Below are 16,412 nucleotides of genomic sequence, written 5' to 3'. Positions count from 1 at the left end.
GACCATGACGTGCTTGCCCTCAGCCCTCGCACGGATGAGGAGTTCGGTCATCAGCGCGGTACCGACGCCACCGGTACGCGCGTCCGAGGAGACGTAGACCGAGTTCTCGACGGTGTCGCGGAACCCGTCGTAGCTCCGGAAGTCCCCGTAGGTGGCGTAGCCGAGGACACGATCTCCGGCGTCGACGGCGGTGAGCGCGACCGTGCCGGGCACCCGGTGCGCGCGGAGCCAGTCGCGACGGTTGTCGACATCGACGGTGTCGTCGTTCCACACGGCGACCGTGTTGACGACCGCGTCGTTGTAGATCTCGGTGATGGCGGGGAGGTCCGTGTCGCAGGTATCACGGACACTGATGCTGTTGTCGGTCACAGACGAAGTATATCCACCATCCAGGGGCGGCACGGTCGTCGGCGCAGTGGTCGCCACCATGACCGTCTCCTCTGCTGGCGCCACCGCGGACTCCCCGGCCGGACCGGCGGTGGACCCGCCCCTCAGCGGTACCGGATCCTCGGGTGGCAGGGGCCGCAGCGGTACCTCGGGAAGCTCCGGCAGTTCGGCGTCCTCCGGATCCCGGGAACGCCGCAACAACCGAACCCGGTCCAAGTCTGGAACTTGAACCGGGTTTTACCTGGTCAGAGAGCTGGAGACGAGACTTGAACTCGCAACCTACGGTTTACAAGACCGTTGCGCTACCGATTGCGCCACTCCAGCGGGCGTGAAATACACCGCCGGAGACTCTATCAGGCCCGGCGCCGATCCGCGGTTTCGCCCACTGTCCTGCAGTGTCGTAGGGTGACGACTGACAGAACCGACGTCGGAGGGAAACGTCTCATGGGTGGCATCGCGACACGGACGCGAACACAGATGACGAATCTGCGGCACCGGGCATCCGACCTGCTCTTCGGCGGAAACCGGTCGACCATCGACACGATCCGCATGGCGCCGCCACCCTCGCCGCTGGCGCCGGTGGATCTCACCGACCCCCTGGCCATCCACCGCGTCACCGACGTCGCCGCCCGGATCGGTGACCTCCTGCTCTCCTCCGGTACCGGCAACTCGGACACCAAGGCGCAGATCCTCGCCGTGACCTCGTCCTACGGCCTCTACGGCTGCCATGTGGACATCACACTGAACACGATCACGATCTACACCCGCACCACGGACCACTCCGATCCTCCGGTCATCACCTTCCGGGTCGTCAACGCGTTGAACACTGACTTCTCCCGGCTGACCGAGGTTGACCGTCTGATCCGCTCCATCGTCAACGGCGCCACCCCGGTGGAGATGGCCACCGACATCGTCACGGAGCTCGAACGGCGTCCGCTGCCCTACCGGATGCGCTGGATCCCCCCGGCCTGGGGCGGCTTCGCCGGCTCCGTCGGACTGCTCCTCGGCGGCGGACCCGTAATTTCACTGATCGCACTGGTCACCACCACCATCATCATGTCGGTGACCCTCTGGCTCAGCGGGAAGCGACTGCCGCTGTTCTTCCAGAACCTCATCGGCGGCGTCATCGCGACGATCCCCGCGGCCCTGACCTACAGTTTCGCCCGGGACCTGCACGTCCATGTCTCGCCGTCGATCGTCATCGCATCCTGTATCGTCGCCATGCTCGCCGGCCTGACGCTGGTCCAGGCACTGCAGGACGGGGTGACAGGTGCGCCGGTGACTGCGTCGGCCCGGTTCTTCGAGACCGTCCTCATGACCGGCGGCATCATCGCCGGTGTGGCGATCGGTATCCAGTTGATGAGCCGCCTGGGAATGACGCTGCCTCCGTTGGACACCTCCACCTCGGACCTCGGCGGTGTGAGCGGGGTGGCGCTACGGATTCTCGGTGGCGTCGGTGCGGCGATGTTCTTCTGTATCGCCGAGTTCTGCGACCGTCGCGCTCTCATCGTCGCGACATTCACCACCTTCGTCGTCTTCACCTTCCACCAGTTGGCGATGCCGCTCATCGGGATGGATTCGGTGACCGCCGTCGGGGCGGTCGCCGTGCTCATCGGCCTGGCCGGCGGTCTGCTCTCCCGCCGCTTCCTCATTCCCCCGCAGATCACCGCTATCGCGGGCATCACCCCGCTACTGCCGGGTCTGTCGCTCTACCGCGGCATGTACTCGCTGCTCTCCGACCAGCTGGTCCTGGGCCTGTCCAGTCTCGGTATCGCCCTGGCCACGGCGACCGCCCTGGCGGCCGGTGTGACCTTCGGCGAGTGGATCGCCCGACGCCTGCGTAAACCCCGGATCCTGCACCGCGACCTGGGTCTGCGACGGCCCCGTGCACGCCGTGCGCCGCGGCACTGGAAACTCCGGGTGGAACGTGCGGGCCGCCGACGTCGCAGGTAAGATGGGAGCCTTGCAACCGCACGATCATCTCTAGAGGGAGCACCAGTGCCGCCGAAGGTCACCGACAACCAGACCACCAGCGCAGAATCCCTGCACACCGTGGAGGGGGACACCGCCGCCGCAGCCCAGCGGATCGTCGCCACCTACGCCAAGGACCATCTCGACGCCGCCACCCTGATGTGCATGCTGGGTGTCGAGCCGGAGGGGCTGATCCACCGCAAGGTCGCCGCCGAGTTCGCCGAGCCGGAGCCGGAGAAGAAGAGCCGGAAGAAGTCGACGAAGAAGGCCGCCGCCAAGAAGACCACGAAGAAGGCCGCGGCGAAGAAGACGACCAAGAAGGCCGCCGCCAAGAAGACCGCCGACAAGGACTGATACCCACATGGCCGTCACCCCCAGCGACATGGTCGTGGTCGCCAACCGCCTCCCGGTGGACCGGACCACGGACCGCAACGGCGAGACCGTCTGGACGACCAGCCCCGGTGGCCTTGTCACCGCACTGCGTCCGGTGCTCGAGAGTTCGCAGGGCTGCTGGGTCGGGTGGCCCGGTACCACGGCGGACACCCCCGACGAGGAGATCCACGTCTCGGACATGCCGGAGGGGGCCATCAGCCTCCTGCCGGTGAACATGTCGGCGGAGGAGTTCACGACCTACTACGAGGGATTCTCCAATGACACCCTCTGGCCGCTGTACCACGACGTCATCGTCCACCCGGAGTTCCACCGGTCCTGGTGGCGTTCCTATGTGACGGTCAACCGGCGCTTCGCCGAGGCTGCCTCCGAGGCCGCCGCCGAGGGCGCGACTGTGTGGGTACAGGACTACCAGCTCCACCTGGTGCCCGGCATGCTGCGGGAGCTGCGTCCTGATCTGAGGATCGGGTTCTTCCTGCACATCCCTTTCCCCACCCCGGAACTGTTCCGTCAGCTCCCGTGGCGCTGGGACGTCCTGCTCGGGACGCTGGGCTCCGATCTCATCGGTTTCCACACCCCGGACTCGGCGTGGAACTTCCTGTACACCCTGCGCGCGCTCGGCGCGGACGTCTCCTTCGCGAAGGTCGGCACGGGCGACGCCTGCGGCGCCGACACCGGCGCCGCAGGCACTGACGAGGAGGGTGTCTCCTACATCCGTGGCGCGCGACTGCCCCGCCGGGACGCCGTGGCCGGCACGGTCCATGTCCAGGACCCGGACGGTTCCGTCCGCGATGTGCAGGTGGGGGTCTTCCCGATCTCCATCGACTCCGCGGGCGTGGCGGAGAAGGCGTCCACCCCGGAGACCATCGCCGCGGCGTCCGCCCTGCGACGCCGGGTCGGCTCGCCCGGGATCCTGCTGGCCGGCGTGGACCGGCTGGACTACACGAAGGGCATCCTGCAGCGGCTCAAGGCCCTGGAGCAGTTGCTCGACCGCGGCCAGTTGGATGCGGACAATGTCTGCCTGATCCAGGTCGCCACCCCCTCGCGGGAGCGGATCGACTCGTACCAGCGGACCCGCAACGACGTGGAGCTGGCGGTCTCGCGGATCAACGGACGCCACGGCAGTCTGGGCCACACGGTGGTGCACTACACGCACGCCAGCCTGCCCTTCGACGAGGTCGTGGCACTGTACGCGGCGGCCGACGTCATGCTGGTCACCGCACTGAAGGACGGCATGAACCTGGTGGCGAAGGAGTACGTCGCCTCCCACTCCGACGGCTCGGGCGCGCTGGTGCTCTCCGAGTTCACCGGTGCCGCCACGCAGCTCACCGAGGGATACCTGTGCAACCCCTATGATGTGGAGTCGACGGCGAACGCCATCATGAAGGCGATCGAGTCGCCGGAGGACGACCGCCGTGAGCGGATGACCTCGATGTGGGACGAGGTGCGCGCCCACGACGTCCACACCTGGGCTCGCCGCTTCCTCAAGACCCTGGCGGACGTGAAGTGAGAACGGCCGTCCGCCGGACGCTCGCCGGTACGACCGCGGTGGCGGGGCTGCTCGCGCTGGCCGCCTGCGGCTCCGATGACGCACCCGACGACGTCGTCAATGTCCGCTGGCAGATCACTGCCGTAGGGGACGCCGGGACGGACGTCGCGACCCAGGCCCGCACCTCTTTCGCCGCCGGAGCGGACACCTTCACCGCCACCGTCGGCTGCGAACAGATCACCGGCTCGGTGGACTGGAACGGATCGGGAGACGACGCGACGGTGACCTTCTCCGACACCGACACCCGCACCGACGACGACTGCCGCCCCGGCGACGAGTACCTGGCCGGGCAACTCACCGGACTTCTGGAGACACCTGAACTGCGCTGGCGTTTCGACGACAGCAACGCCCTGCGCGATTTCCGGCTGTGGGTCACGGACGCCCCGGAGAACGGCATCACCTTCTCCGGGTGACGCTATGCTGGTGCCCATGACTTCTCCTGTCTCCGACGCCGACATCGACGCCCTGGCATCCGCCGGTTCCCTCCTGCTCGCCCTCGACGTCGACGGCACCCTCGCCGGATTCTCCACGGACCCGCTGTCCGTCCGGCTGGTGCCGGAGTCGGCGACAGCGGTCGAGACATTGCGGACGCTCCCGGACACGACCGTGATGCTGCTGTCCGGACGTGACCTGAAGCAGCTGCAGATCATCACGCCGTACGGGCCGGTCGCCACCCCGGGACCGGATGATGTGCGCCTGGTCGGATCCCACGGCGCAGAGCCGGCCGAGGCGGACGCGGATTCCGACGGTGCCGCCGATGTCCTCACCTCGGAGCAGAAGGACCTCCTGGACCGCGTTACCGCACTCGCCGAGGACTACGCCACCCGGGAGGACAGGCTCTGGGTGGAGTACAAGCCCTTCTCCCGCAGTCTGCACTGCCGGGGAACGCTCAACCGTCCGGTCGCCGAGGCGGCGATGGCGGAGCTGCGGGAGGCTGTCGGGCAGTTGGAGGGGGTGCACCTCACCGACGGCAAGGACATCCTCGAGATCGCGGTGACCGACATGACCAAGGGCCGCTACCTGGAGTGGTTCATCGGCGCGACTGTGCCGGACATGGTGCTGTTCATGGGCGACGACACCACCGACGAGACCGCACTGAAGATCCTGCGGCCCCAGGATCTCGGAGTGAAGGTCGGCGAGGGTGAGACCGCGGCGTCCCGCCGGGTGGCGGACACGCGGGAAGTCGCCGAGGTGCTGCTCAGGATCGCGGCGGCGCGACAGTGACTCCCTCGTGCCAGTGGGTCGCCAGCACAATGCGCCCGTCCGGCTCAGACCAGGAGGTGTCCGCCTCGGTCCGCCGGTGACTGGGGCGCAGCGCGGCCTCGCGGCGCCGGATCAGGGCGGCGAGGACGTTGCCGCTGGTGAAGCCCTTCTCCCGGTTGGGCTGCACGACGGTCGACAGTCCCCGGTCGAGAGCGCGGGGGATACCGTCGAAGCCGGTGACGGAGACGTCGTCCGGGATGCTGATGCCCATCCGCTCGGCGTAGTCCAGCACGCCGAGGGCCATCGAGTCCGTCGTACAGATCACGGCGGTGAGGTCGGGGTGGTTCTCCAGGAGTTCGGCGGCGGCCGAGGCGCTGGTCTCCGGGGTGTTGAGGTGTCGTTCGATGACCGGCACGGTGGACCGGTCGATCCCGGCGTCCTCCAGGACGCCGAGGGCGCCGGTCACGCGGTCGCGCTGGACATGCAGGTGTGCACCCGCGAGACGTTCCGCGGAGACGGGGCCGTTGTTGGGGACGCGGTCCAGTCGGATGCAGAGGATGCCGATGCGGGTGTGGCCGGCGTCCACCAGCGCCTGGGCGGCCGGACGGATCGCACGGGCGTCGTCGATGCCGACGAAGTTCACCCCGTGGTCGTCGGCGGGCTGGTCACAGATGACCGTGGGGATGCTGCGTGCCGTGACGGAGGTGAGGAAGGGATCGTCGGAGGCGACGGAGTAGACGATGAATCCGTCGACGACGGCCTGGTTGACCAGGCTCGCGGGCCGGTCCTCCTCACTGGTCTCCGCACCGGCGGGGATCAGCAGCATGGAGGTGTCCATGCCTACGCACGCCTCGGAGATGCCGGACATGAACTCCAGGGACGCCTGGTCCTCGAAGGCGTAGGTCATGTCGTCGGTGAGCAGGACGCCGATCGCGCCGGCGTGACGGGTCCGCAGCGACCGTGCCATCGGGTCAGGTCCGGCGTAGCCCATGGCCTCGGCGGTGCGCAGGATCTTCTCACGCAGGTCAGCGGACAGCTGCTCGGGGCGGTTATAGGCATTGGACACGGTGGTCCGGGACACGCCGAGCTCGGCGGCGATGGATGCGAGAGTGCCGCGTCTGCCCTGACGGCCCTGCCGGGACGCGCCGTTCTGCCCACTTGTTCGGTTCACAGATGACCACTGTACCGGGGTAGGTCAGTTCGGCGGCAGTCCCGCTGCGTCGGCGAAGAGCCACATGGTCAGCTTCCGGGCCCCCGGGCAGACCGCCACCACACCGGTTGAGAGGAGCACCAGGACCACGAGGGGCCATGCTCCCAGTGATGCCTCCCGGCGCCGGTCGGGTGGACCGATGTTCTCCGGATCCGCCCCCTCCCGGCCCATGTCGAGGATGCTGCGGAACATTCTGCGCCTCCACATCCTCTGGTCATCCTCTGGTCATCCTCTGGTCATCCACTGATCCGTTCCAGGTCCGACCCGAACGGTCGGTCAGAGGTTGTCAAACCAACCATCCGGGCCCCTGCCAGGCGATCCTAGCAGGACACAGTCCCCGACTCTGTCCCAATTGACAATCATTCTCAACAACAACTAGGTTGGCTCACCATGAGAAGCCCCCGCCTCGCTCCGCGCCGCACCCAGCACACCCAGCGCACCCAGCGCACTCTGCGCGCCACTCTCGCCGGCGCCGCCGCCGTCACCCTGGCTCTCGGTATCACCTCCTGTTCCGGCGGCTCCACCGACGCCGACGCGGACAATGCCGACCTGAAGATCGTCGCCTCCACCACCGTGTGGGGCTCGATCGCTGAACAGGTCGTGGACGACGCCACCGATGCCGGATCCACTCTCGATGTCTCGGTCTCGACCATCCTCTCCGGCACCGACGGCGATCCGCACGAGTACGAGGCCACGGCCCGTGACATCGCCGACATCCGGGACGCCGACGTCGTCCTCGGCAACGGAGCCGGCTACGACAACTGGCTCACCGACAACGCCGCCTCCGACGCCGAGGTCATCACCGCCGCCGAGCCCGGCGAGGCGCACGACCACGACCACGACCACGGTACCGACGAGGACGCCGACCACGATCACGATCACGGCGACACCAACCCTCACGTCTGGTTCAACCTGGACACCGTCCGCGAGTTCGCCGACAACCTGGCGTCCTACCTGCACAGCGTCGACGAGTCCTTCCCTGACTCCGCCACCGGTGTGACCGAGGACCTCGACGAGGTGTCCGCACGCCTCGACAAGCTGCCTGCCGCGAAGCTGCTGTTCACCGAGCCTGTCGCCCTCGACCTCATCGCCGGCACCGCGCTGACCGACGTCACCCCCGAGGGTTTCGCGGACGCCGTACTCACCGAGTCCGAGCCCTCCGCCGCCGACCTCGCCGCCGCCCGCGACCTCGTCGCCGACGGTGGGGTGGATGTCCTCGTCACCAACTCCCAGTCACAGACCGCCGGGTCCACCCAGCTCGTCAATGCCGCGGAGGACGCCGGTCTCACGAAGATCGATGCCGTGATCAACGTCAACGAGTCCCCGGACAACAATCAGAGCTACATGGACTACCTCGACAAGGTCGTCTCCGACCTGGAGAAGGCCACTGAGAAGACCGCCGGCGCCGACGATGAGGCAGAGGACGCCGCGTGAGCGTCCTGACCTTCACCGACGCCGCGGTCGATCCACTGTGGAGTCACCTCGACCTCGCCGTGGAACCCGGCGAGTTCCTCACCGTGCTGGGACCCAACGGCGTCGGCAAGTCGACGCTGCTCGGGACCGTCCTCGGCACCCGGAGACTCACCGCGGGCCGGGTCGACGCCCCGGATCGCATCGGCTACATCCCCCAGCAGCGCATGGTCGACCCGGATCTGCCGGTCCGTGTCCGTGACCTCGTCGGACTGTCCATCGGCCACGGGACGTGGCGGAACCGGCGCCCCTCCCGTTTCGTGGTCAACGAGGCGCTGGACCAGGTCGGTGCCGCGGGGCTGGCCGACCGCCGGGTCGGCACGCTGTCCGGTGGTCAGCAGCAGCTGGTGCGCCAGGCCCAGGCGCTGGCCGGTGATCCGGAGCTCCTGCTCTGTGACGAGCCGCTGCTCAGCCTCGACCTGCGCACCCAGCGTGCCGCCGTCGACCTGCTCGACCGTCGGCGCCGCGAGCACGACACGGCCGTCGTCTTCGTCACCCACTCCGTCAACCCGGTCCTCGACGTCACCGACCGGATCCTCTACCTGGGCCCGAACGACCACATCACCGGCACTGTCGGGGAGGTCATGCGCAGCGACGTCCTGTCGGCGCTGTACGGTACCCGGGTCGAGGTCGCCGAGGTCAACGGGAAGCTGGTGGTCGTGTGAGTACCTGGGATCTTCTCCAGGTCGATTTCGTGCAGAACGCCCTGTGGGCGTCACTGCTGCTCGGGATCGTCTCCGGTGCCGTCGCCCCGCTCATCGTCATGCGCAAGATGAGTTTCGCGGCCCACGCCACCGGCGAGCTGGCGCTGATGGGTGCGGCTGCCGCACTGCTGCTCGGTGTCAGCGTGACGGTCGGTGCGGTGGCGGGCGCGGTCCTGGCGTCCCTGGTCCTGGCCCTGCTCGGCATGCGCGAGCAGGATTCCACCACCGGCGTCGTCCTCGCCTTCGGCATGGGCCTGTCCGTGTTGTTCATCTACCTCTACCCGGGGCGCACTTCCGAGGCCTACGCCCTGCTCACCGGACAGATCGTCGGGGTGTCCGGGGCATCATTGGGGACGCTGGCCGTGGTCACCGCGGTCGTCGTCGTGGTCGTCGGGGTGCTGTGGCGGCCACTGCTGTTCTCCACGGTCGACCCGGTGCTCGCCGCGGCGTCCGGTGTGAAGGTGAAGCTCCTCGCCGCGGTCTTCGCCGTGATCATCGGCGTGGTCGCCTCGCAGGGTGTGCAGATCGTCGGTGCGCTGTTGCTGCTCGCACTGCTCATCACCCCGGGTGCCGCCGCGGTGAAAGTGACCGCGAATCCGGCCCTGGCCGTGGTGCTCTCGGCGTGCTTCGCGGTGGTCTCCGCCGCCGGTGGACTGGTGCTGTCACTGGGGCCGGGACTGCCGGTGAGCCCCTTCGTCACCTCGATCAGTTTCGCGATCTACCTGGTGTGCCGCATCATCGGCCACCTACGGGGACGCCGTGTCTCCCGGGACACCTCACGGGACACCTCACGGGACGCCACCCGGGACTCCGCTGACCTTCCGCCGGAGCCCGCCGAGGCGGAGCCCGGCGCCGGCTCGCACCATCACTGAGCCTGCTCACCGGGCGTCCTCGCAGACCATGAGGTAGGCGCGCGGTCCAGCGGGAACATCCTCACGGTCGAGCCGTCCCTGCGTGTAGCAGGGGTAGCCGGTGGCCTCCGAGGCGCCGTCTGCGGGGAAGTCCCGCCACAGGTGGCCGCCGAGGTTGAAGGTGCGGACGTTGTCCGTCTGCCCCTGCCCGGCGCGCATCCACAACCCGTCGCACCAGATGAGGGTGTCGAGGTCCCCGGTGCCCCCGGTGCGGTGCAGGGCGTCGATGGAACAGGGCTCGGACGGCTGACCCCGGTCGCACCAGGGCAGCAGTGCCCGGACACCGGCCGGCACACCGACCTGCTGCAGCCGGTCTGTGGAGTAGCACGCGGTGCCGGTAGTGGGGTTCATACTGTCTGCGGCGAAGCCGATCCAGCCGTGGTCACGGTGCATGAAGACGCGGTTGAGGGAATCATCACTGCCCTGGGAGACGGCCCAGTCCCCGTCACAGTGCGCGACCCCGACGATGTCTCCGGGACCGTCGCCGTAGGCCTGGGACAGTGCCTCGAGGCTGCAGCGGTCATCGACGGGGTCCCCGTCGCCTCCGTTGCCGCCACCGCCCCCGGTTCCTGCTCCTGTGGTGCTGCCCGTCGTCGCCGGAGCTGGGTTTGTGCCGGATGTGGTGGACATGACAGCCTCCTTCAGCTGCTCTCGTCCTGACCATCGTCAGCACGCCCTCCCGTGCATCACCCCCGGTGTCATTCCTGCGGCGTGGCGGTGATCGTCCCGGACGGTTCCGGGGCGTAGCAGGCTGTCAGCAGTGACCGCGCTTCATCCGGCACCCCGAGCTGGTCGAGGTAGTCGGCGGTGTAACATTCGTGACCGACGCCGGGGTTCGAGCTGTCGGCGACGAAGACGACCCAGCCGTGTTCCCGGTGCATGAACGGCTGGTTGAGGTAGTTCGGCGCGTTTCCGGAGACCGCCCAGTCTCCGTCGCAGTAGCCGACACTGCCTACCTGCGTCACCTCTCCCCCGTAGGCCTGCTGGAGCGCCTCGACGGAACACCGGTCGTCCACCGGGCCACCGCCCCCGTCACTTCCGTCGCCCCCGTCACCGCCGTCATCTCCGGAGCCACCACCGGGCGTCGGTTCCCCCACAGCAATGCCGTCGGAGCCACCGGTGCTCCCCTGGTCCGCATCGGACGGTACAGAGGACGTAGCTGACGTCGTTGACGCAGCGGTACCGGACGTGGTCGCACTCGTCGAGGCATCGGCGTCCGAGCCGTCGTCCGAGCATGCGGACAGTGCCGCCGCGAACAGGACCGCGCCGGCGAGGACCGTACTCCGGCCGAACGCTCTGGTGAACATGAGGGACCCCTTTCCTGGAGGTCTCCCTGTTTTACCTATCGTTCACTCCCCTTCTCTACCCCCGGCCCGGAGTCGCTGTCAGAACCTCGCGCGGAAGAACTGCGGGGCATGTGGCAGCTCAGACCGCGGAACACGCAGCTCAGCGGCGGCCTGCGCAGCCCAGTGCGGGTTGACCAGCGCCGCACGACCGATGGAGACCGCGTGGGCCTGTCCGGTGGCCAGCACCGTCTCCGCCTGCAGTGCGTCCTCGATGAGTCCCACGGCGGAGACGACCGCGGCATCCTGCCCGAGACCCGCCTCGGCCAGGGTATCCGTGACGGAGACGGCCAGCGGCACCTGGTAGCCGGGGCCGACCGGAATGGTCGAGCCATCGGTGAGGCCACCGGAGGAGACGTCGATCCAGCTGATCTGTCCCGCATCCACCAGATCACGCAGCACGGACGCCACCTCGCCGACCTGCAGTCCGTCGTCGACCCAGTCAGTGCCGGAGACCCGGACACCGAGCGGCTTCGAGTCAGGCCACACCTCACGGACCGCCGCCACGATCTCACGCAGCAGCCGGGAGCGCCCGTCGAGGTCCCCGCCGTAGCCGTCGGTACGGGTGTTCGTCAGCGGTGAGAGGAACTGATGGACCAGGTACCCGTGGGCCGCGTGGATCTGCACCACGTCATAGCCCGCGGCGTCCGCCCGACGCGCCGCCTCCGCGAAGGACGCCACGACCTGCGCGATGCCATCCTCGGTCAACCCCGCGGCAGCGTCGAGGTCCGGGAGCACCGGGCCGTCGACGGCGCTGACGGTCTGCCAGCCACCCTCGGCGGCAGGCACCGTCACATCGGAGAACCCGGGGAGCATCGGCCAGGTGGACGCCTTGCCGCCGGCGTGGGCGAGCTGCACTCCGGCCACCCGGTCCTGCCCGTGGATGAAGTCGACGAGGCGTGCATGCGCCGACACCTGACCGTCCTCCCACAACCCCAGGTCCTGCGGAGAAATCCGCCCGCGGGCCTCTACACCTGTCGCCTCAGCGACAACCAGACCGAACCCACCGGCAGCCAGGGCGCCGAGATGCGAGAGGTGCCAGTCGGTGGGCACACCGTCGGTGGCGTCCACGGCGTACTGGCACATCGGGGCGACGAAGGCACGGTTTCCCACCTCCAGTCCGTGACCGTCGGGCGTGGGCAGGGTGACGGGAGTGAAGAGGAGGTGACTCATACCGGGCTGCAACGCTCCGCGATCGCCGTTGATTCCCGGGGGTGGCAGCGCAGGTGTGTCCCTAGCGGTCCCGTACCCGGCGCTGCCGGGCGAACTCACTGAGCACCACGCCCGCGGCGACTGAGGCGTTGAGCGACTCGACCGTCGAGGTCATCGGGATCGAGAGGATGTCGTCGCAGGTCTCCCCCACCAGACGCGACAGACCCTTGCCCTCGGAACCGACCACGACGACCACCGGATCGGTGCCGTCGTAGGTGTCCAGGGTGTGGCTGCCACCGGCGTCGAGGCCGACGACCTGGTAGCCGGACTGCTGGAACTTCTTCAGTGAGCGCACCAGGTTCGTCGCACGGGCGACGGGCAGCCGGGCGGCGGTACCGGCGGAGGTCCGCCAGGTCACCGCGGTCACGGAGGCCGAACGACGCTCCGGGATGACCACACCGTGACCCCCGAACGCGGCGACGGAGCGGATGACCGCGCCGAGGTTGCGGGGGTCGGTGATGTTGTCGAGCACGACGATGAGCCCGGGGCGTCCCGAATCCTTCGCCTGCTCGATGAGATCGTCGTCGGTGGCGTACTTGTACGGCGGAACCTGCAGGCCGATGCCCTGGTGCATGCCGTTGCCGGTCATCCGGTCCATCTCCTCGCGGGCGACCTCGAGCACCGGGATGCCACGCTCGGCGGCGGTGTGCACGGCCTCGGAGAGCCGGTCGTCATTGCTGGTCCCCAGGGCCACGTAGAGGGCGGTCGAGGGGACGTAGGCGTGGAGGCACTCGATGACCGGGTTGCGCCCGACCACCAGCTCCGGAGTGGTGTCCGGGTCCTTCTTCGCCTGGCGTCCGGAATCCCGCCGCTCAGCGGCCTTCTTCGCCTTGTACTTCGCGTGGTAGACGCGGTCCTCCGCCTTCGGAGTGGCCTTCTTGCCCTTGAGCCCCCGTCGGACCTGACCGCCGGACCCCTTCGTCGATCCCTTGCGTTCGGTCTTGCGCACCGCACCGCGGCGCTTGTCGTTTCCTGCCATGGGGGCCATCCTAACGGTCTGTACCGGTCAACCTCTATTCCTGATCTGTTCCTCACGCGGCGGTCAGGGTACTCTGATCCGTCATGGAAACGACTCCGCCATCTTCAGTCTCCACCGGATCACTCACCCGCACCGAACGCCTCGACCGGCTGCCGGTGACGAAGAAGCACACCAAACTGCTCACCGGCTCCGGCATCGGCTGGGCACTGGACGCCATGGACGTCGGACTCATCGGCTTCATCATGGCCGCCCTGACCGTGCACTGGGACCTCTCCCAGACCGAGACCTCCTGGATCGCCTCCATCGGCTTCGTCGGTATGGCCCTGGGCGCGACCTTCGGCGGCCTGCTGGCCGACAGGTTCGGCCGACGCCACATCTTCGCCCTCACCCTGCTGGTCTACGGCCTTGCGACCGGTGCCGCGGCACTGTCCACCGGCCTGGTCATGCTGCTGATCCTGCGTTTCATCATCGGTCTGGGCCTGGGTGCGGAACTGCCCGTGGCGTCCACCCTGGTCTCGGAGTTCTCCCCGCGGGCGATCCGGGGCCGCATGGTCGTGCTGCTCGAGGCGTTCTGGGCGGTCGGCTGGATCGCCGCGGCGATCATCGGCACGGTGCTGGTGCCGCTGGGCGACAACGGCTGGCGCTGGGCCTTCGCGGTGGGTGTCGTCCCCGCCGCCTATGCGCTGGTGGTGCGCCTGACCCTGCCGGAGTCGGTGCGCTACCTCGAATCGAAGGGACGCCACGAGGAGGCGGAGACCACGGTCCGCGAGTTCGAGGCGAGCGAGCCGACCGCAGGATTCCTTCAGGCGTCCGCAGCATCCTCACAGGACCGCGTCCTCGACGAATCCCAGCAGGACGCCGCGATCACCGGTTCCACCGAACCCGTGACCTCCATCTGGGCGCCCTCGATGCGTAAGCGCACCGCTGCATTCTGGACTGTCTGGTTCTGCATCAACCTCAGCTACTACGGGGCGTTCACGTGGATCCCGTCGATCCTGGCGTCCAACGGGTACTCCCTGGTGAAGTCCTTCACCTTCACCCTGATCATCACCATCGCGCAGCTGCCCGGCTACGCCTGTGCGGCGTGGCTCATCGAGAAGTGGGGACGCCGCGTCACGCTCTCGGCCTTCCTCGTCGGCTCTGCGTGTGCCGCCGGTCTCTACGGCCTGGCGGACGTGGAATGGGCGATCATCGCCGCCGGCTGCCTGCTGTCCTTCTTCAACCTCGGCGCGTGGGGCGCGCTGTACGCCGTCGGACCGGAGCTGTACCCGACCCCGCTGCGGGCGACGGGTACCGGTGCGGCGACCGGCTTCGGGCGCATCGCCTCGATCATCGCGCCGCTCATCGTGCCGCCGCTACTGGTCTTCGGCGGCACGGGCATTCTCTTCGCCCTGTTCGGCGTGGCCTTCGCCATAGCCGCTGCGGCCGCGTTCACCCTGCCGGAGCTCAAGGGCACGGCCTTGGCGGAGAAGTAGAGGTTCTGACCGGCCGCCTGCTCAGCGCCCCCGCCCCGTGCAGCAGATCTGCGTCAGGCAGGAATCCCGGATTCTCTGCCACGAAAGCCCGGATTCCTGCCTGACGCAGATCTGAAGCCCCGCCTCGCACGGTGGTGGGGAGGGGCTCAGCGGAAAAAGAACGGGACTGAGCAGAACCGCCGGATCACCCCAGCGACCAGGTGGCGCCGTCCGCGGAGTCCGCGACTGTGACACCGGCGGCCTTCAGGCGGTCACGCACAGCGTCCGCGGTGGCCCAGTCCTTGTCGGCACGGGCGGTAGCCCGACGCTCCAGCTCGGACTTCACGAGCACGTCGAGTGCCTCGAGCGCTTCGGAGGACGCCCCGGCACCGATGCCCTGACCACGGCCCTTCGAGTCCTCACCGGCCCAGGTGTCCGACAGCGGATCCACCCCGAGGACGCCCGTCATCGCGCGCACCTCGCCGGCGATCCGCGCCACGATGTCCGGGTCACCGGCGTCCAGCGCAGTATTTCCTTCACGCACGGCGTCCTGGATGACGGCGAGTGCGGCCGGCACTCCGAGGTCATCGTCGAGTGCCTCCCCGAAGGCAGGACGCCGGGAGCCTGTCTCGACGGAACCCAGCAGCTCCACGGCCCGGTCAAGGAACTTCTCGATCTTCCGGAAACCCGCGGCGGCGTCCTGCAGCGCCTTCTCCGAGTACTCCAGCATGGAACGGTAGTGCGCAGAGCCGAGGTACCAGCGCAGTTCGATGGGACGGACCTTGGTCAGCACGTTCGGCACGGAGAGCACGTTGCCCAGGGACTTGGACATCTTCTCCCCCGACATGGTCACCCAGCCGTTGTGCATCCAGTGGTTGGCGAAGGAGTCCCCGGCGGCGTGCGCCTGGGCGGCCTCGTTCTCGTGGTGCGGGAACTGCAGATCCATGCCACCGGCGTGGATGTCGAAGGAACCACCGAGGTACTTCTGCGACATCGCCGAGCACTCGATGTGCCAGCCGGGGCGACCGAAGCCCCACGGGGTCTGCCAGCCGGGTTCGCCGGACTTCGCGGCCTTCCACATGGCGAAGTCGCGCGGGTCCTCCTTGCCGGGGGCGGCGTCCTCACCCTGGTCGAGCTCGTCGAGCTTCTGGTGGGACAGGAAGCCGTAGTCCGGCACCTGCGCGGTCCGGCAGTACACCGAACCGTCTTCGGTGGCGTAGCCGAGACCGTTGTCGATGATCCGTTGGATGTAGGCGATCATCTCCGGGATGTGCCCGGTCGCGCGCGGTTCGATCGACGGCGGGGTGACGCCGAGCAGGTCGTAGGCGCGGGTGAACGCGCGCTCATGGGTCGCGGCCCACTCCCACCAGGGGCGGTTGTTCTCGGCGGACTTGGCGAGGATCTTGTCGTCGATGTCGGTAACATTGCGGACGAAAGCGACGTCGAGCCCCTTGGCCTCGAGCCAGTTGCGCAGGATGTCGAAGGCGACGCCGGAACGCACGTGCCCGATGTGCGGGATGGACTGCACGGTCGCACCACACAGGTAGACCGAGGCATGCCCCTCCAGCAGCGGAACGAAGTCACGGAGTTCACGGGTCGCGGTATCGAAGATGCGCAGAGTCACACCGT

The 16,412-nt window shown here is 68.3% G+C and carries 17 protein-coding genes and 1 tRNA gene; 9 read left to right on the top strand and 9 right to left on the bottom strand.

The features are described 5' to 3' along the window. Both ACZ9GM_RS15205 and ACZ9GM_RS15200 read right to left on the bottom strand, forming a co-directional pair. The coding region (locus ACZ9GM_RS15205) for an N-acetyltransferase family protein (RefSeq protein WP_476038292.1) at positions 1-369 on the bottom strand (369 nt) is incomplete at its 3' end. Positions 370-638: 269 nt separating this feature from the next. Then, positions 639-711: transfer RNA gene (locus tag ACZ9GM_RS15200), tRNA-Thr, on the bottom strand. 153 nt (positions 712-864) lie between these two features. Between ACZ9GM_RS15200 and thrE the strand changes: the two genes are divergently transcribed. The 5 genes from thrE to otsB are packed head-to-tail and all read left to right on the top strand — an operon-like array spanning position 865 to position 5,521. Then, complete coding sequence (gene thrE, locus ACZ9GM_RS15195) at positions 865-2,340, top strand: threonine/serine exporter ThrE (RefSeq protein ID WP_291476211.1); 1,476 nt, start codon at positions 865-867, stop codon at positions 2,338-2,340. A 45-nt stretch (positions 2,341-2,385) separates the two neighbouring features. After that, entirely contained in the window at positions 2,386-2,712 is a 327-nt protein-coding gene (locus ACZ9GM_RS15190) for a hypothetical protein (protein WP_073884480.1), read from the top strand. Positions 2,713-2,719: 7 nt separating this feature from the next. Beyond that, a complete protein-coding gene (locus ACZ9GM_RS15185; RefSeq protein ID WP_073884479.1) occupies positions 2,720-4,258 on the top strand; it encodes an alpha,alpha-trehalose-phosphate synthase (UDP-forming) in 1,539 nt (512 codons plus the stop codon). Next, entirely contained in the window at positions 4,255-4,710 is a 456-nt protein-coding gene (locus ACZ9GM_RS15180; protein ID WP_476038291.1) for a hypothetical protein, read from the top strand. Before ACZ9GM_RS15185 ends, ACZ9GM_RS15180 begins: the two co-directional genes overlap by 4 nt. 16 nt (positions 4,711-4,726) lie before the next feature. Beyond that, positions 4,727-5,521, top strand: coding sequence for a trehalose-phosphatase (otsB, locus tag ACZ9GM_RS15175; RefSeq protein ID WP_476038290.1), 795 nt, complete (start codon positions 4,727-4,729; stop codon positions 5,519-5,521). Here the strand turns inward: otsB and ACZ9GM_RS15170 are convergent. Together ACZ9GM_RS15170 and ACZ9GM_RS15165 are read right to left on the bottom strand one after the other, a co-directional pair. After that, positions 5,496-6,671, bottom strand: a complete 1,176-nt coding sequence (locus ACZ9GM_RS15170) for a LacI family DNA-binding transcriptional regulator (RefSeq protein WP_073884476.1) — start codon at positions 6,669-6,671, stop codon at positions 5,496-5,498. The two genes, otsB and ACZ9GM_RS15170, sit on opposite strands and share 26 nt — an antisense overlap. Positions 6,672-6,695: 24 nt before the next feature. Next, positions 6,696-6,902, bottom strand: coding sequence for a hypothetical protein (locus ACZ9GM_RS15165; protein WP_476038289.1), 207 nt, complete (start codon positions 6,900-6,902; stop codon positions 6,696-6,698). A gap of 198 nt (positions 6,903-7,100) precedes the next feature. Between ACZ9GM_RS15165 and ACZ9GM_RS15160 the strand changes: the two genes are divergently transcribed. The 3 genes from ACZ9GM_RS15160 to ACZ9GM_RS15150 are packed head-to-tail and all read left to right on the top strand — an operon-like array spanning position 7,101 to position 9,756. Then, complete coding sequence (locus ACZ9GM_RS15160; RefSeq protein WP_476038288.1) at positions 7,101-8,144, top strand: metal ABC transporter solute-binding protein, Zn/Mn family; 1,044 nt, start codon at positions 7,101-7,103, stop codon at positions 8,142-8,144. After that, complete coding sequence (locus tag ACZ9GM_RS15155; protein WP_476038287.1) at positions 8,141-8,845, top strand: metal ABC transporter ATP-binding protein; 705 nt, start codon at positions 8,141-8,143, stop codon at positions 8,843-8,845. The genes ACZ9GM_RS15160 and ACZ9GM_RS15155 overlap by 4 nt, the downstream gene beginning before the upstream one ends. After that, positions 8,842-9,756 carry a metal ABC transporter permease gene (locus ACZ9GM_RS15150; RefSeq protein ID WP_476038286.1) on the top strand — a complete coding sequence of 305 codons (915 nt, stop codon included), beginning with the start codon at positions 8,842-8,844 and terminating at the stop codon, positions 9,754-9,756. Before ACZ9GM_RS15155 ends, ACZ9GM_RS15150 begins: the two co-directional genes overlap by 4 nt. Before the next feature lie 6 nt (positions 9,757-9,762). Here ACZ9GM_RS15150 and ACZ9GM_RS15145 read toward each other — a convergent pair whose 3' ends face one another. From ACZ9GM_RS15145 to rlmB, 4 genes are all read right to left on the bottom strand, one after another. Next, a complete protein-coding gene (locus ACZ9GM_RS15145) occupies positions 9,763-10,425 on the bottom strand; it encodes a hypothetical protein (protein WP_476038285.1) in 663 nt (220 codons plus the stop codon). A 68-nt stretch (positions 10,426-10,493) separates the two neighbouring features. Continuing rightward, complete coding sequence (locus ACZ9GM_RS15140) at positions 10,494-11,102, bottom strand: hypothetical protein (RefSeq protein ID WP_291476219.1); 609 nt, start codon at positions 11,100-11,102, stop codon at positions 10,494-10,496. Between the two features lie 78 nt (positions 11,103-11,180). Then, positions 11,181-12,311, bottom strand: coding sequence for an oxidoreductase (locus ACZ9GM_RS15135; RefSeq protein WP_073884469.1), 1,131 nt, complete (start codon positions 12,309-12,311; stop codon positions 11,181-11,183). A gap of 61 nt (positions 12,312-12,372) precedes the next feature. Then, positions 12,373-13,329, bottom strand: a complete 957-nt coding sequence (rlmB, locus tag ACZ9GM_RS15130; RefSeq protein WP_476038284.1) for a 23S rRNA (guanosine(2251)-2'-O)-methyltransferase RlmB — start codon at positions 13,327-13,329, stop codon at positions 12,373-12,375. 83 nt (positions 13,330-13,412) lie between these two features. Between rlmB and ACZ9GM_RS15125 the strand changes: the two genes are divergently transcribed. After that, entirely contained in the window at positions 13,413-14,804 is a 1,392-nt protein-coding gene (locus ACZ9GM_RS15125; protein ID WP_476038283.1) for an MFS transporter, read from the top strand. Positions 14,805-14,988: 184 nt separating this feature from the next. Here ACZ9GM_RS15125 and cysS read toward each other — a convergent pair whose 3' ends face one another. Further along, the gene (gene cysS, locus ACZ9GM_RS15120; RefSeq protein WP_476038282.1) at positions 14,989-16,407 is read right to left on the bottom strand and encodes a cysteine--tRNA ligase; all 1,419 of its coding nucleotides are present in this window, start codon (positions 16,405-16,407) and stop codon (positions 14,989-14,991) included. Positions 16,408-16,412: the final 5 nt, after the last annotated feature.

The sequence above is a fragment of the Corynebacterium sp. UD i78 genome, from assembly GCF_056280545.1.
Note: the sequence above shows the minus strand (reverse complement) of the source record. Positions and strands in the feature narration are given on the sequence as shown.

Coding starts and splice junctions, on each gene's coding strand:
- ACZ9GM_RS15140 (WP_291476219.1), bottom strand. CDS start 11,102: ATGTTCACCAGAGCGTTCGGCCGGAGTACGGTCCTCGCCGGCGCGGTC.
- ACZ9GM_RS15160 (WP_476038288.1), top strand. CDS start 7,101: ATGAGAAGCCCCCGCCTCGCTCCGCGCCGCACCCAGCACACCCAGCGC.
- rlmB (WP_476038284.1), bottom strand. CDS start 13,329: ATGGCAGGAAACGACAAGCGCCGCGGTGCGGTGCGCAAGACCGAACGC.
- otsB (WP_476038290.1), top strand. CDS start 4,727: ATGACTTCTCCTGTCTCCGACGCCGACATCGACGCCCTGGCATCCGCC.
- ACZ9GM_RS15165 (WP_476038289.1), bottom strand. CDS start 6,902: ATGTTCCGCAGCATCCTCGACATGGGCCGGGAGGGGGCGGATCCGGAG.
- thrE (WP_291476211.1), top strand. CDS start 865: ATGACGAATCTGCGGCACCGGGCATCCGACCTGCTCTTCGGCGGAAAC.
- ACZ9GM_RS15145 (WP_476038285.1), bottom strand. CDS start 10,425: ATGTCCACCACATCCGGCACAAACCCAGCTCCGGCGACGACGGGCAGC.
- ACZ9GM_RS15135 (WP_073884469.1), bottom strand. CDS start 12,311: ATGAGTCACCTCCTCTTCACTCCCGTCACCCTGCCCACGCCCGACGGT.
- ACZ9GM_RS15125 (WP_476038283.1), top strand. CDS start 13,413: ATGGAAACGACTCCGCCATCTTCAGTCTCCACCGGATCACTCACCCGC.
- ACZ9GM_RS15185 (WP_073884479.1), top strand. CDS start 2,720: ATGGCCGTCACCCCCAGCGACATGGTCGTGGTCGCCAACCGCCTCCCG.